The following is a 13,033-nucleotide window of genomic DNA, read 5'->3' on the forward strand; positions in this document are numbered from 1 at the left end:
CGGGGGCGGGGCGCGCCGTACAGTTCGGGCATGACCGATCCGAACGCCGCGTCCCGTCCCACCCAGGCCGTGATCCTGGCCGGTGGCCAGGGTTCCCGGCTGCGTCCTTACACCGACGACCGGCCCAAGCCGATGGTCGAGATCCCCGGTACGGGGACTCCGATCATCGGCCATCAGCTTGTCTGGCTCGCCGAGGAAGGCGTGACGGACGTGGTGATCAGCTGCGGGCATCTCGCCGAGGTGCTCCAGGACTGGCTAAAGACGGCCGACCTTCCGGTGCGTGTGCAGACCGTCATCGAGTCGGAGCCGCTCGGGCGTGGTGGCGGTCTGAAGTACGCGGCCGCGCGTCTGCCGCACCCCGACCAGGCGTGGTACGCGACGAACGGTGACATCTGGACGCGGTTCTCGCTGCGGGACATGGCGGACTTCCACACCGAGCGGGACGCGGTGGCGACGCTGGCGCTGGCCCGGCCGCGGATTCCCTGGGGGGCCGTGCAGACCGACGGGTTCGGGCACATCACGGACTTCATCGAGGCACCGCCGTCCACCTTCGAGATCAACGCCGGTGTGTATGTGTTCTCGCCCGTGTTCGCCGGGTTGCTGCCGGAGCGGGGGGATCATGAGCGGACCACGTTCCCCACGTTGGCGCGTGAGCTGCGGCTCGCCGGGTTCCCGATTCCTCAGGGGGCGTACTGGCGGGCCATCGACACGGCGAAGGATCTGACCGAGGCGGCGAGGGAACTGGCCGCGTTGGGGCGGTGACGGTCGTCGTTCGGGTGCGGGCGCGCGCCCGCAGGTGGGAAAGGTCCCGCACCTCCATCGGTGTGGGACCTTTCTGTGGGCCTCGATCTTCAGCCGGTGGGGTCGCCCAGTACGTCTCCCACCGGCCCGCCTACCCCAACAGGCCGCCCACCAGGCCCGGTTCGCCGGAGGAGGAGCCTCCGGTGCCGGAGCCGCCTGTCGAGCCGCCGGAGGTGCCGGTGCCGCCGGTCGGGCCCGAGGTGGTGCTCGGGGCCTGCTGGGCCGGGGAGGACTGCTGGGGTGAGGTCTGGCCCGTGGTGCCCTGGGTCTGGCTGGGGGCGCCGCCGGTGGCCGTGCCGGAGCGGGTGGCGCCGGGGGCGGCCGAGGTGCCGGCGGACGGGCCGCTGGTGGCGCCCTGGCTGGGCCGGGTGGACGCCGAGGGGCTCTTCTTGCGGGCCGTGGCGGAGTCCTGCGGGAGCGGGGAGCCGGGCAGTTCGTTGCGCGGGGCCTCGCCGGGGCCGGGGACGATGACGCGGTCGGCGTCCCGGACCGCGCCGCCGAGCACCGAGCCGAGCAGGAGGGTGAGGCCGGTGACGATGGCGGTGATGAGGGCGCCGCGGCGCAGGACGTAGCGGCGCAGCTCCCAGATGTCGGAGCGGGGTCCGAGGCGGCGCCAGGCGCTGCCCGCGAGACGGCCGTCGATGGAGTAGACGGGGGCGCCGGCGATGATCAGCGGGGACCAGGCGGCGAGGTAGATGATGTCGGGGGTGTCGTAGGCGGGGACGCTCTTCCAGCTGACGGTGACGAGGAGCGCGGCGGAGAGGCCGGCGCCGACGACCGCGGCGACCCGCTGCCAGCAGCCCAGGATCGTGAGGACGCCCACGATGACCTGGAGGAAGGCGATGACGAGGCCGGAGCCGACGGGGTGCTGGAGGGCGAACTGGCGTAGTGGTTCGGCCACTTCCCACGGGTGCAGGGTGTTGAGCCACTTGACCATCGAGCCGCGCTTGCCGCCGTCGAAGTAGACGGGGTCGCAGAGCTTGCCCATGCCGGCGTAGATGGAGATGAAGCCGAGGAAGATCCGGAGCGGGAGGAGGACGACGCCGAGGTTCATGCGGCGGCCCGGGTAGTAGGCGTGCCGCGCGGGTTCGTCGCCCTGCCGCCGGAGGGACCGGCCCTCGCCGGTGTCCTCGAAGTCCCGGTCCGCGTAGGCGGGTTCGTCGTCGGCGCTGCCAACTGTCGCCATGTTCGGCAGGAGTCGGGTGCCGTCGCCGTCGTAGCTGCGCTGGGCGCCGACGACCGGCGTCTCCATCGTCTGCGCCAACTCGTCGTCGTAGTCGGCTTCGTAGCCTCGGTCGACGTCGATGCGGGGGATGACCTGGGTGGCTCCGGCGTCGGCGGCCGGGGGCTCGGCGTGGCCGACGCTGCCGCCCCGCACGGCCTGGAGCAGGCGGTGGGCGCCGGTGTCGTCGGGGGCGGACTTGCCGCTCCACACGACGGGCCGGCGGCGCGCCGGGGCGCCGGCGACCGGCATCCGGGCGGTGTCCTCGGCGGCGCTCAAGTTCCGTGCGATCCGCGGGGATTGGGCAGCGCGCCGCGTCGACGCGCCCAACTGGACGCGAAAGCTGGCGTGGTTGACGATGATCTGCGCCGGATCGCTCGGCACCTTCACCATGCTCAGCGCGGGAGCGTCATCGAACCCGGAATCGAATCCCGACGAGCGGCCCCCCGTGGGTGTGCGGGGTGTTCTGGTGTCCACACTCATCTAACCGAGTGACGTGTGTTTAGGACACTGCTTTGACTCGCCGGATCTGTCCGGACCCCGTCAAGGTTGCCCCGTACGCCAGGAACACCCCATGTGGGGGACCGGCCCGAACGCCCGTTCAGAGGGCCGGTGTGCGCCCTCAGTCCCGCCGGCGAGCCGCCTCGTACAGCACGATCCCCGCCGCCACACCGGCGTTCAGCGACTCGGCGCCACCCGGCATCGGGATCCGCACCCGGAAGTCGCAGGTCTCGCCGACCAGGCGGGACAGGCCCTTGCCCTCGCTGCCGACCACGATCGCGACCGGGCCGCCGAGCGCCTCCAGGTCACCGATCTCGTGCTCGCCGTCGGCGGCGAGGCCGACGACCACGATGCCCTGCTTCTTGTACGCCTCCAGGGCGCGGGTGAGGTTCGTGGCCCGGGCGACCGGCGTACGGGCGGCGGTGCCCGCGGACGTCTTCCAGGCACCGGCGGTCATGCCGGCCGCGCGCCGCTCCGGTACGACGACGCCGTGGCCGCCGAAGGCGGAGACCGAGCGGACGACCGCGCCGAGGTTGCGGGGGTCGGTCACACCGTCGAGGGCGACGATGAGCGGGTCCTCGCCGTCGTCGTAGGCGGCCGCGGCGAGGTCCTCGGGGTGCGCGTACTCGTACGGCGGGACCTGGAGGACCAGGCCCTGGTGGTTGAGGCCGTTGGTCATGCGGTCGAGCTCGGGGCGGGGGGCCTCCATGAGGTGGATGCCACCGCGGTCGGCGACCAGCTGGAGCGCCTCGCGGACCCGCTCGTCGTTGTCGATGAACTGCTGGACGTAGAGCGTCACCGCGGGCACGCCCTCGCGCAGCGCCTCGACCACGGGGTTGCGGCCGACGACCATCTCCGAGGTGCCCTTGCCGCCCCGCCCGCGCGGTGCGGGTCGGCGCGCGGTCTGCCGGGCCTGCGCGTTGGCGATTCGGTTCTTCTTGTGGCCCTTGCGCATCTCGGCGGGCGGGGTCGGCCCCTTGCCCTCCAGGCCCTTGCGCCGCTGGCCGCCACTGCCGACCTGCGCGCCCTTCTTGCCGGACATGCGGCGGTTGTTGGCTGCCATGACCTACCTGTTCTACGTGAGTCTCTGCGTCGGTCTCTGCGTCGCTGAATTCGTCGTACGTACATGCAGTGTGCCGCCCGGATGGCCGGGCGGCACAATCGATCAAGGAAATCGGAACCGGGGGCTAGCGCGGACCCAGCGTCCAGCGCGGCCCCTGCGGACCGTCCTCGATGGTCAGTCCCGACTGGCCGAGCTGGTCGCGGATGGCGTCCGCGGTGGCCCAGTCCTTGCGGGTGCGGGCCGCCTCGCGCTGGTCGAGGACGAGGCGTACGAGACTGTCGACGACGCCGTGCAGATCGGCGCCGCGGTCGGTCTCGCCGGCCCAGTGCGGGTGGAGCGGGTCAAGGCCGAGGACGCCGAGCATGGCGCGCACCTCGGCGAGGCGGGCGACGGCGGCTTCCTTGTCGTCGGCCGCGAGGGCGCTGTTGCCCTGCCGGACGGTGGTGTGCACGACGGCGAGGGCCTGCGGGACGCCGAGGTCGTCGTCCATGGCCTCGGCGAAGGCGGGCGGCACCTCGGCGGACGGCTCGACGGGACCGGCCTTCTCGACGACCCGCTGCACGAACCCCTCGATCCGCGCGAACGCGGACTCGGCCTCGCGCAGGGCGTCCTCGCTGTACTCGATCATCGAGCGGTAGTGCGGGGTGCCGAGGTAGTAGCGCAGCACGATGGGGCGCCACTGCTTGACCATCTCGGAGACGAGGACGCTGTTGCCGAGCGACTTGGACATCTTCTCGCCGCTCATGGTGACCCAGGCGTTGTGCACCCAGTACCGGGCGAACTCGTCGCCGTAGGCCTTGGCCTGGGCGATTTCGTTCTCGTGGTGCGGGAAGATCAGGTCCAGGCCGCCGCCGTGGATGTCGAAGACGGTGCCGAGGTATTTGTGCGCCATGGCCGAGCACTCCAGGTGCCAGCCGGGGCGGCCACGGCCCCACGGGGTCTCCCAGTCGGGCTCGCCCGGCTTGGTGGCCTTCCACAGCGCGAAGTCCCGCGGGTCCCGCTTGCCGGTCTCGCCGTCCGAGGCGGGCTGGAGCAGGTTGTCCAGCTCCTGGTTGGAGAGCTGGAGGTACTCCGGGAAGGACTTCACGTCGAAGTAGACGTTGCCGTCGGACTCGTAGGCGTGGCCGCGCTCGATGAGGCCGCGCATCATCTCGATCATCTCGGGGACGTGTCCGGTGGCCCGCGGTTCGTACGTCGGCGGCAGGCAGCCGAGGGCGTCGTAGCCGTCGTTGAACGCGCGTTCGTTGTCGTAGCCGATGGACCACCAGGGGCGGCCCTGGTCGTGGGACTTCGCGATGATCTTGTCGTCGATGTCGGTGACGTTGCGCACGAACGTGACGTCGTAGCCGCGGTACTCGAACCAGCGGCGCATGATGTCGAAGTTCAGGCCGGAGCGGATGTGGCCGATGTGCGGGGCGGCCTGCACGGTGGCGCCACAGAGGTAGATCGAGACGCAGCCCGGCGTGAGCGGGGCGAAGTCACGGATCTGCCGGGCGCTGGTGTCGTACAGGCGAATAGTCACGGGTCCAGGGTAGTAGGCGATGTGTGGTGCCTTCGACGGGTTGTGGATAACAGTCAGCTCGCGGTCCTGACCACCAGCGCGGTCGCCACCGCCATCAGGCCCTCGCCCCGTCCCGGGAAGCCGAGCCCGTCCGTCGTCGCCCCCGACACCGACACCGGCGCTCCGGCCGCCTCGGACAGGAGCTTCTGGGCTTCGTCCCGGCGCTTTCCGATCTTGGGACGCGGTCCTACGACCTGGACGGCGACGTTCCCGATGACGAACCCGGCCTCGCGCACGATCCGGGCCGCCTCCGTCAACAGCGTGACGCCGGATGCACCCGACCACTCGGGGCGGCCGGTGCCGAAGTGCTGACCGAGGTCGCCGAGGCCGGCGGCGGAGAAGAGCGCGTTGCACGCGGCATGGGCGACGACGTCCGCGTCGGAGTGGCCGGCCAGGCCGGGCCCCTCGCCCTCCCACTTCAGGCCCGCGCACCACAGCTCGCGGCCCTCCTCGAAGGCGTGGATGTCGGTGCCGATGCCGACCTGCGGCAGCACGAGGTCAGAAGCCATCGTTGAGCCTCCTGCGGGCCAGGACCGCCTCGGCGAGGACCAGGTCGAGTGGGCGGGTCACCTTGAAGGCCTCCTCGTGGCCGGGCACGACCACGACGGTCCGCCCCAGCTGCTCGACCATGCTCGCGTCGTCGGTGACGTCCTCGGTGACCGTCTCGTGGGCGTGGATCAGCGTGGCCCGGTCGAAGCCCTGCGGGGTCTGCACGGCCCGCAGGCGGGCGCGGACCGGGGTGGCGACCACGGGCTCGGGCTCGCCGGGGGCGGTCGCGGGCGCGACCTCCTTCACGGTGTCCGCGAGGGGCAGCGCGGGGACGACGGCGGGCGCTCCGTCCCGTACGGCCTCGATGACCGCGTCGACGGTGTCGACCGGGACGAGCGGGCGGGCCGCGTCGTGGACCAGGACGATGTCGTAGTGGGCCGGGAGCGCGTCCAGGCCGAGCTTCACCGACTCCTGGCGGGACTCGCCGCCGGGGACGACGAGGAAGTCGGTGCGTTCGGGCAGCGCGTGGGCGTCGAGGAGCGACTTGACCTCGCCGGCGCCGTCGGGCGGGGCCACCACGACGACCAGGGAGACGGCCCGGGACGCGGCCATCGCGCGGACCGCGTGGATCAGCATCGGGGTGCCGTTCAGCGCGCGTAGCGCTTTGGGGGCGCCCGGACCGAGGCGTACGCCCCTTCCGGCGGCCGGAATCACCACCGCCGTACGGACTTCGGCCGGTGTTTCGGCGGGCGCGGGACGCGAAACGTCAGACATCGGTTCCTGTCAGGTTTGTGTGCTCGGCCAACGTGGGTACGGAGACAGCGTGCCGGGCGCGACGCCTTGACCGGACCCTTCCGTGACACCGGTCGAGCCAGCTGCCCGGGCCCGGCACACCAAGTATCGGGGCCCCATCCCGTCGTACGGTGTTCGGGTACGAAAGTCGTATGTGTTCGGGCATGAACATGCCGCAGCGCCCGGCGACAAAAATACGTCATCGGGCACCGCGGCATCTCACTCTGCTGAGCCGAGCCTGGCGGCAGTGTGCGTCGTCAGGAGGCGAGGACCTCGTCGAGCAGCGCCTCGGCCTTGTCCTCGTTCGTGTTCTCCGCGAGGGCGAGCTCGCTCACCAGGATCTGCCGAGCCTTGGCGAGCATGCGCTTCTCACCTGCGGAGAGTCCACGCTCGCGCTCACGACGCCACAGGTCACGCACGACTTCCGCGACCTTGATGACATCGCCGGAGGCGAGCTTCTCCAGGTTTGCCTTGTAACGACGGGACCAGTTCGTGGGCTCCTCGGCGTACGGCGCGCGCAGCACCTCGAAGACCCGGTCCAGCCCGTCCTGACCGACCACATCACGCACGCCGACGAACTCCGCATTGTCCGCTGGCACACGTACCGTCAGGTCGCCCTGGGCGACCTTCAGCACCAAGTAGGTCTTGTCCACGCCTTTGATCTGGCGAGTTTCGATGGCCTCGATCAGCGCGGCCCCGTGATGGGGATAGACCACGGTGTCGCCAACCTTGAACGTCATGTGACAGGTACCCCTTCCGTGGCTATCCAGGGTAACACGGAAACTGCGGGTTCTGAATGGCGTTTTCGCAGGTCAGGGCATATCTCGGGGCTTGACAACAGCAACAGGAACGTGCTGCGGAGGCCGAGCGGAAGAAGGTATTCGCAGGTCGGAGCGGCTCTCCAGGGGAGGTGAAACGCGTACGTTACACACATCCGGAGCCCCCTCCAGGCGGACTAACGTCCCCAAATGTCCGGTTCCAAGTGTGCGACTTCCGCTACTCCGTTCGGTGAGCGGAGTCCCTTCCTGGCCGAATCCGGAATTGATCACACACGGCCACGGGAGCAGATGGTGATCAATTCCGGGGGCGATCACGCATTCCTTCACGGAAGTTTTGCCACCGGATGCCGAAGGCTCTTATGTGAATGCCGGACGAGTGCCGGAGTGCGGAGCCCAAGTGACCCACGAGTCACTTGTGAACCGCAGTGACACGCCTCTTGGGGAGGGTCGGGTGCGGCCGGGCGGGAACGGCTCGGTAACCTAAGCCCGCTGACAGACACTTAGCGCGGCTTTACGGGCCGCCTCGCTCAAGTCAAGGAGTTGCCGCCGCCGTGAGCAGCAGCCTTCGACGCGGCGCCCTCGCCGCCTCCGCCATCGCGTTCTCGATCGCCTCGCTCTCCGCGTGCGCGGCCGGCAACAACGCCCAGACGCTGGAGGTCAAGCCGGACAACGCGGAGACCAGCGTCGGACCCATCAAGCTCCAGAACGTCGTGGTCATCACGCAGCCGGACGCCGCGGCCGAGGGCCCGGCCGTCATCTCCGCGACCCTCTTCAACACCGGCACCACCGCCGAGACGCTGGACTCCGTCAGCGTCGCCGGGGGCGGCAGCGCCGAGATCACGCCCGCGAAGGGCAAGGGCAAGGGCAAGCTGACCGTCCCGGCCGGCGGCTCCGTCATCCTCGGCGGCCCGGGCAACGCCTCCGCCGCGCTGAACGACCTCACCTCGACCGTGCAGAACGGCAACGCGCAGAAGGTCACCTTCACCTTCAGCAAGACCGGAGAGGTCAGCCTGCGCGCCTTCGTGGTCCCGGCCGAGAGCTACTTCACCAAGTGGGGCCCCAGCGCGCTCCCGTCCGCCCCCGAGGGCACGCCGACCCCGACCGGCTCCCCGACCCCGACCGGCACCGGCTCGCCGTCCGCCGGCTCCACCCCGACCGGCTCCGGCACCCCGACCGACGCGGCCTCCGCGAGCGCGACGGGATCGGCCGCCGGGCACTGAGCGGCCGTACGGGATCGTCGTACGACAACGAAGGGCGGAACCTCCGAGGAGGTTCCGCCCTTCGGCGTACGGACTGTTCTGTCTACGGCTCGAACTTGTAGCCGAGGCCGCGGACCGTGACCAGGTAGCGCGGTGCTCCCGGGTCGGGCTCGAGCACCCTTCTTGACGCACCGCTCGCACTGCTTCGCAGGCTTCGAGGTGCTGCGCCGGACTCCGTCCGCCGGCTCCGCTCAGCCCGGGTCTACGGCTCGAACTTGTAGCCGAGGCCCCGGACCGTGACCAGGTAGCGCGGTGCTCCCGGGTCGGGCTCGATCTTGGCTCGGAGGCGCTTGACGTGGACGTCGAGGGTCTTGGTGTCGCCCACGTAGTCGGCGCCCCAGACTCGGTCGATGAGCTGCATGCGGGTCAGGACGCGGCCCGCGTTGCGCAGCAGCATCTCCAGCAGGTCGAACTCCTTGAGGGGCAGGTCGACCTTGGAGCCGGAGACCGTGACCACGTGGCGGTCCACGTCCATACGGACCGGACCGGCCTCCAGGGCGGCCGGGGTGACCTCCTCGGGCTCGCCGCGGCGGCGCAGGACGGCCCGGATACGGGCGACCAGTTCGCGGGACGAGAAGGGCTTGGTGACGTAGTCATCGGCTCCTATTTCCAGGCCGACGACCTTGTCGATCTCGCTGTCCTTGGCGGTCACCATGATGACGGGGACGTTGGAGCGGCCGCGCAGCTGGCGGCAGACCTCCGTGCCGGGCAGGCCCGGCAGCATCAGGTCGAGGAGGACGAGGTCGGCGCCGTTGCGCTCGAACTCGTCGAGTCCGTCGGGCCCGGTGGTCGCGACGGCGACCTCGAAGCCCTCTTTGCGGAGCATGTACGACAGGGCGTCGGAGAAGGACTCCTCGTCCTCGACGACGAGCACACGGGTCACGGAAGGACCTCCGGGGCGGGAAGCGGGTCGTAAGAAGTCGACTCGGGGGTGGACTGTCCGTCCTCGTCTTCGAGGTCGGGGTGCTGGAGCGCGCGGTCACGGGCCGCGCCCGCCTCCGGCAGCCTCAGGGTGAACGTGGAGCCCTGTCCCTCAGAACTCCACACCGTGACCTCCCCGCCGTGCGAGGCGGCCACGTGCTTGACGATCGCGAGACCGAGGCCGGTGCCGCCGGTCTGGCGGGAGCGGGCCGGGTCGACGCGGTAGAAGCGCTCGAAGATGCGCTCCTTGTCCTTGTCGGAGATGCCGATGCCCTGGTCGGTGACGGCGACCTCGATGTGGTCGCCGCCCGGCGCGGACACCCGGCGGGCGGCTATGCCGACGCGGGTGCGGGCGGGCGAGTAGTTCACGGCGTTCTCGACGAGGTTGCCGAGGGCGGCGGCGAGCTGGCCGCGGTTGCCCCAGACCCGCAGCTCGGCGGCGCCGGCCGCGGCCATGGTGATCTGCTTGGTGCCCGCCTGGTGCCGGCAGCGGTCGATGGCCTCGGCGACGAGTTCGTCGACGCGGACCGGCTCGGCGTCCTCCAGGGGGTCGTCGTTCTGCACCCGGGAGAGGTCGATGAGCTCCTGGACCAGGCTGGTCAGGCGGGTCGCCTCGATCTGCATGCGGCCGGCGAAGCGCTCCACGGCCTCCGGGTCTTCCGAGGCGTCCATGACGGCCTCGGACAGGAGGGAGAGCGCGCCAACGGGGGTCTTGAGTTCATGGCTGACGTTCGCGACGAAGTCGCGTCGTACCGCTTCTATCCGCCGGGCCTCGGTGAGGTCCTCCACGAGCAGCAGCACCAGCCGGGAGCCGAGAGGCGCGACCCGCGCGGAGACGGCCAGTGCCTCACCGCGTCCGGTCCCGCGCCTCGGGAGATCCAGCTCGACCTGGCGTATCTCCCCGTCTCTCCTGGTGTCCCGGGCCATCTGGAGCATCGGCTCCACGGAGAGCTTGCCGCCGCGGACCAGCCCGAGGGCGTACGCGGCGGAGCTGGCCTTGACCACGGCGTCGGCCTCGTCGAGGACCACGGCCGAGGAGCGGAGCACGGAGAGGACGGTGTCCACGCCCGGCGGAAGCACCGGGTCCGTGTGCAGGGAGGTGCGGGTGGGGCGCTTCTGCTCCCGCTCGCTCCAGCGGAACGCCAGCATGGCGATGACACCGGTGAGCACACCGGCGATCGCTGCCGCTGCGGCGACCGCCGCGTTCACGTCCATGCCTCCAGGTTAGGCATGGGATCGGTCCTGGCCACAGCCGTCCGAGTGCGAGCTCGAACACTCGTCGCCCAGAGTTCACCTTGGAGCCAGTATTGGTTCATTTGGGAGGGCGGAAACGGACGCGTACAGGGCCGAACGTGGGAGCGTGGGGTACGCAGCACCGGTTTCACGGCCGGTTTTGGCCCCTGGAACCCACAGGAATGACGTACGAGAGGGAACCCTGATGCGGGACGCGTACCACGAGGAACTTGACTCGATCGGCGACGGTCTGGTGGAAATGGCCAGGCTGGTCGGCTCGGCGATCGGACGCGCCACGACCTCGATCCTGGACTCCGACCTGAAGCTGGCCGAAAGCGTGATCGAGGCCGACCAGAAGGTGGACGACCTCCAGCACGACCTGGAGGCCAAGGCGATAGCGCTCCTGGCCCGCCAGCAGCCGGTGGCCACGGACCTGCGCATCGTCGTGACCTCGCTGCGGATGTCGGCCGACCTGGAGCGCTCCGGCGACCTGGCCCAGCACGTGGCGAAGCTGGCCCGCCTCCGCTTCCCCGAGCGCGCCATCCCGCACGACCTGCACGCGACGATCCTGGAGATGGGCCAGCTCGCGCAGCGCCTGATGGCGAAGGCGGCGGAGGTCATCATCACGAAGGACGTCGACCTGGCGCTCCAGCTGGAGTCCGACGACGACGAGATGGACCTCCTGCACCGCACGCTCTTCCAGCACCTGCTGGACGACAAGTGGAAGCACGGCATCGAGACGGCGGTCGACGTCACGCTGCTGGGCCGCTACTACGAGCGCTTCGCCGACCACGCGGTTTCGGTGGCCAAGCGGGTGGTGTACCTGGTGACGGGTGAGCACGCGGATGATATTCAGCCGGACATTCAGCCGGTTACGGGGGCGGAGGGGGCGTGACGGGGGACTGACGGGCGTCTGGCGGGGGTCTGGGTGGGGTGCCGGGGGTTTGGCGCGGGCCTGGGTGGGGTGCCGGGGGCTGTTCGGGTGACCTGGGGGTTGTTCGGGGAGTCCCCGGGGCTGGTCGTGGGCGGGGGCCTGGGGCTTGTTCGAGGGGTGCCGGGGCCCGTTCGGGGGGGGTGCCTGGGACTTGCTCGTGGGGAGTCCCCGGGGCTGGTCGTGGGCGGGGCGCCCGGAGCTTGCTCGGGAGTGCCGGGGTCTGTTCGTGAGGCGGGGTGCCCGGAGCTTGCTCGGGAGTACCGGGGGCCGTTCGTGGGGAGTCCCCCGGGGCCTGCTCGGGGAGTGCCGGGGGCTGTTCGGGGCGTGCGTGAGCCTCTGTGCGCCGTTGATGCGCCCAGAGGAGCGGGCATGCAATGGTCACAGGGCCCGATCCGGCAGTCGGTCCGGCGGTGCCCCCGCCTTCGAGGAGGGACCCATGGCCGAATCCCCCAGCACCCCCCAGCCCGACCCCACCCAGGAACGCCCCACCGACCAGCCCACCCCGATCCGAACCCTGACGGTCATCGGCGCGTGCGGCTGCGGGTCGGGGTGCGGGTGCGGGTGCCAGTCGGGCAATCCCTGCCAGTGCGGCTGAATCTCGTACGACTGTGAGGGCCTTGGGGTCGACCCGGGGCCCTTTGTCGTACGCGGGCGTATATCGCTTGGGGTGGCTCCGGGTCTGCTCGTAGGGTCCCGCCCGTGGAGCGGCACGTCGACCAGCGCTGGGAGCGGCAGATGGACTGGCACATGTGGCACGACCGCTACGACGCCCCCGAGTCACCGCTCGCCCTCCGCCTGCGGCAGGTCCAGGACCGTGTCCGACTCTGCCTGGACGACGCCCCGCCCGGCCCGCTGCGAGTGGTGAGCGTGTGCGCGGGCCAGGGCCGGGATCTGCTGGGCGTGCTCCCCACCCACCCCCGCCGCGAGGACGTACGTGCCCGGCTGGTGGAACTGGACCCGGCGAACGTCGCGGCGGCGACGCGTGCCGCCCGTACGGCAGGACTGTCGGCCGGCGTCGAGGCCGTGACCGAGGACGCGGCCCTGCTGGACCACTACGCCGGCCTGGTACCGGCCGACCTGGTCCTCCTGTGCGGAGTCTTCGGCAACATCACGGACCGGGACATCGAACGCACGGTGGACGCCTGCCGGCAGCTCTGCCGAACCGGCGGCCGAGTCATCTGGACCCGCCACCGGAACGCGCCCGACCGGGTCCCCATGATCTGCGAGTGGTTCGAGCGACGGGGCTTCACCCGCGAGTGGCTGACGGACGCGGACCAGGTCCAGTCGGTGGGGGTGCACCGCTTCGAGGGGTGTCCCGTTCCGCTGCGACCGGGTGCGCGGGTCTTTGAGTTCGTGGGGTACGAGGGGTTGCGTGGGACGGGGTGTGGGTGAGGGAGCTGCCGGCGTCGGGGTCCGTCAGGTGACGGGCAACTCGTGGGCTCGTCGGCAGGCTTGGGCTCTGAGGGCCTTGAGGTGGC

Annotated in this window: 12 protein-coding genes and 1 pseudogene; 4 read left to right on the top strand and 9 right to left on the bottom strand. The window is 70.8% G+C overall.

The genetic code is table 11. From position 1 onward, the window contains the following. The first annotated feature begins 30 nt into the window (after positions 1 to 30). Positions 31 to 762, top strand: coding sequence for a nucleotidyltransferase family protein (locus G3I78_RS32970; protein ID WP_164431407.1), 732 nt, complete (start codon positions 31 to 33; stop codon positions 760 to 762). Between the two features lie 130 nt (positions 763 to 892). Here G3I78_RS32970 and G3I78_RS32975 read toward each other — a convergent pair whose 3' ends face one another. From G3I78_RS32975 to G3I78_RS33000, 6 genes are all read right to left on the bottom strand, one after another. Beyond that, a complete protein-coding gene (locus G3I78_RS32975; RefSeq protein WP_164431409.1) occupies positions 893 to 2,506 on the bottom strand; it encodes a DoxX family protein in 1,614 nt (537 codons plus the stop codon). A gap of 139 nt (positions 2,507 to 2,645) precedes the next feature. Further along, the gene (gene rlmB / locus G3I78_RS32980; protein ID WP_164431410.1) at positions 2,646 to 3,587 is read right to left on the bottom strand and encodes a 23S rRNA (guanosine(2251)-2'-O)-methyltransferase RlmB; all 942 of its coding nucleotides are present in this window, start codon (positions 3,585 to 3,587) and stop codon (positions 2,646 to 2,648) included. 124 nt (positions 3,588 to 3,711) lie between these two features. Beyond that, positions 3,712 to 5,109: a cysteine--tRNA ligase gene (gene cysS, locus G3I78_RS32985; RefSeq protein ID WP_164431411.1), complete on the bottom strand. Its 1,398-nt coding sequence runs from the start codon at positions 5,107 to 5,109 to the stop codon at positions 3,712 to 3,714. A 53-nt stretch (positions 5,110 to 5,162) separates the two neighbouring features. Next, positions 5,163 to 5,657 (bottom strand): 2-C-methyl-D-erythritol 2,4-cyclodiphosphate synthase, encoded by a 495-nt coding sequence (gene ispF / locus G3I78_RS32990; RefSeq protein WP_164431412.1) that lies wholly within the window; start codon positions 5,655 to 5,657, stop codon positions 5,163 to 5,165. Continuing rightward, positions 5,647 to 6,411, bottom strand: a complete 765-nt coding sequence (ispD, locus tag G3I78_RS32995) for a 2-C-methyl-D-erythritol 4-phosphate cytidylyltransferase (RefSeq protein WP_164431414.1) — start codon at positions 6,409 to 6,411, stop codon at positions 5,647 to 5,649. The genes ispF and ispD overlap by 11 nt, the downstream gene beginning before the upstream one ends. Before the next feature lie 275 nt (positions 6,412 to 6,686). Next, the gene (locus G3I78_RS33000) at positions 6,687 to 7,169 is read right to left on the bottom strand and encodes a CarD family transcriptional regulator (RefSeq protein ID WP_003953493.1); all 483 of its coding nucleotides are present in this window, start codon (positions 7,167 to 7,169) and stop codon (positions 6,687 to 6,689) included. 590 nt (positions 7,170 to 7,759) lie between these two features. Between G3I78_RS33000 and G3I78_RS33010 the strand changes: the two genes are divergently transcribed. Further along, a complete protein-coding gene (locus tag G3I78_RS33010; protein ID WP_164431417.1) occupies positions 7,760 to 8,428 on the top strand; it encodes a copper chaperone PCu(A)C in 669 nt (222 codons plus the stop codon). Between the two features lie 82 nt (positions 8,429 to 8,510). Here G3I78_RS33010 and G3I78_RS33015 read toward each other — a convergent pair. The 3 genes and pseudogenes from G3I78_RS33015 to G3I78_RS33025 form a co-directional block, all read right to left on the bottom strand. Further along, positions 8,511 to 8,582: pseudogene (locus G3I78_RS33015) on the bottom strand (DNA-binding response regulator); the annotation flags it as partial. Between the two features lie 87 nt (positions 8,583 to 8,669). Continuing rightward, positions 8,670 to 9,350, bottom strand: coding sequence for a response regulator transcription factor (locus tag G3I78_RS33020; RefSeq protein WP_015659563.1), 681 nt, complete (start codon positions 9,348 to 9,350; stop codon positions 8,670 to 8,672). Next, positions 9,347 to 10,603: an ATP-binding protein gene (locus G3I78_RS33025; protein WP_164431419.1), complete on the bottom strand. Its 1,257-nt coding sequence runs from the start codon at positions 10,601 to 10,603 to the stop codon at positions 9,347 to 9,349. The genes G3I78_RS33020 and G3I78_RS33025 overlap by 4 nt, the downstream gene beginning before the upstream one ends. Before the next feature lie 223 nt (positions 10,604 to 10,826). Between G3I78_RS33025 and phoU the strand changes: the two genes are divergently transcribed. Both phoU and G3I78_RS33035 read left to right on the top strand, forming a co-directional pair. Continuing rightward, positions 10,827 to 11,516 carry a phosphate signaling complex protein PhoU gene (gene phoU / locus G3I78_RS33030; protein ID WP_164431421.1) on the top strand — a complete coding sequence of 230 codons (690 nt, stop codon included), beginning with the start codon at positions 10,827 to 10,829 and terminating at the stop codon, positions 11,514 to 11,516. Between the two features lie 738 nt (positions 11,517 to 12,254). After that, positions 12,255 to 12,947, top strand: coding sequence for a class I SAM-dependent methyltransferase family protein (locus G3I78_RS33035; protein WP_343243911.1), 693 nt, complete (start codon positions 12,255 to 12,257; stop codon positions 12,945 to 12,947). The last annotated feature ends 86 nt before the right edge of the window (positions 12,948 to 13,033 follow it).

This window comes from Streptomyces sp. SID13726 (genome assembly GCF_010548375.1).
Classification (GTDB): domain Bacteria; phylum Actinomycetota; class Actinomycetes; order Streptomycetales; family Streptomycetaceae; genus Streptomyces.

Coding starts and splice junctions, on each gene's coding strand:
- G3I78_RS32970 (WP_164431407.1), top strand. CDS start 31: ATGACCGATCCGAACGCCGCGTCCCGTCCCACCCAGGCCGTGATCCTG.
- G3I78_RS32975 (WP_164431409.1), bottom strand. CDS start 2,506: ATGAGTGTGGACACCAGAACACCCCGCACACCCACGGGGGGCCGCTCG.
- rlmB (WP_164431410.1), bottom strand. CDS start 3,587: ATGGCAGCCAACAACCGCCGCATGTCCGGCAAGAAGGGCGCGCAGGTC.
- ispF (WP_164431412.1), bottom strand. CDS start 5,657: ATGGCTTCTGACCTCGTGCTGCCGCAGGTCGGCATCGGCACCGACATC.
- ispD (WP_164431414.1), bottom strand. CDS start 6,411: ATGTCTGACGTTTCGCGTCCCGCGCCCGCCGAAACACCGGCCGAAGTC.
- G3I78_RS33000 (WP_003953493.1), bottom strand. CDS start 7,169: ATGACGTTCAAGGTTGGCGACACCGTGGTCTATCCCCATCACGGGGCC.
- G3I78_RS33025 (WP_164431419.1), bottom strand. CDS start 10,603: ATGGACGTGAACGCGGCGGTCGCCGCAGCGGCAGCGATCGCCGGTGTG.
- phoU (WP_164431421.1), top strand. CDS start 10,827: ATGCGGGACGCGTACCACGAGGAACTTGACTCGATCGGCGACGGTCTG.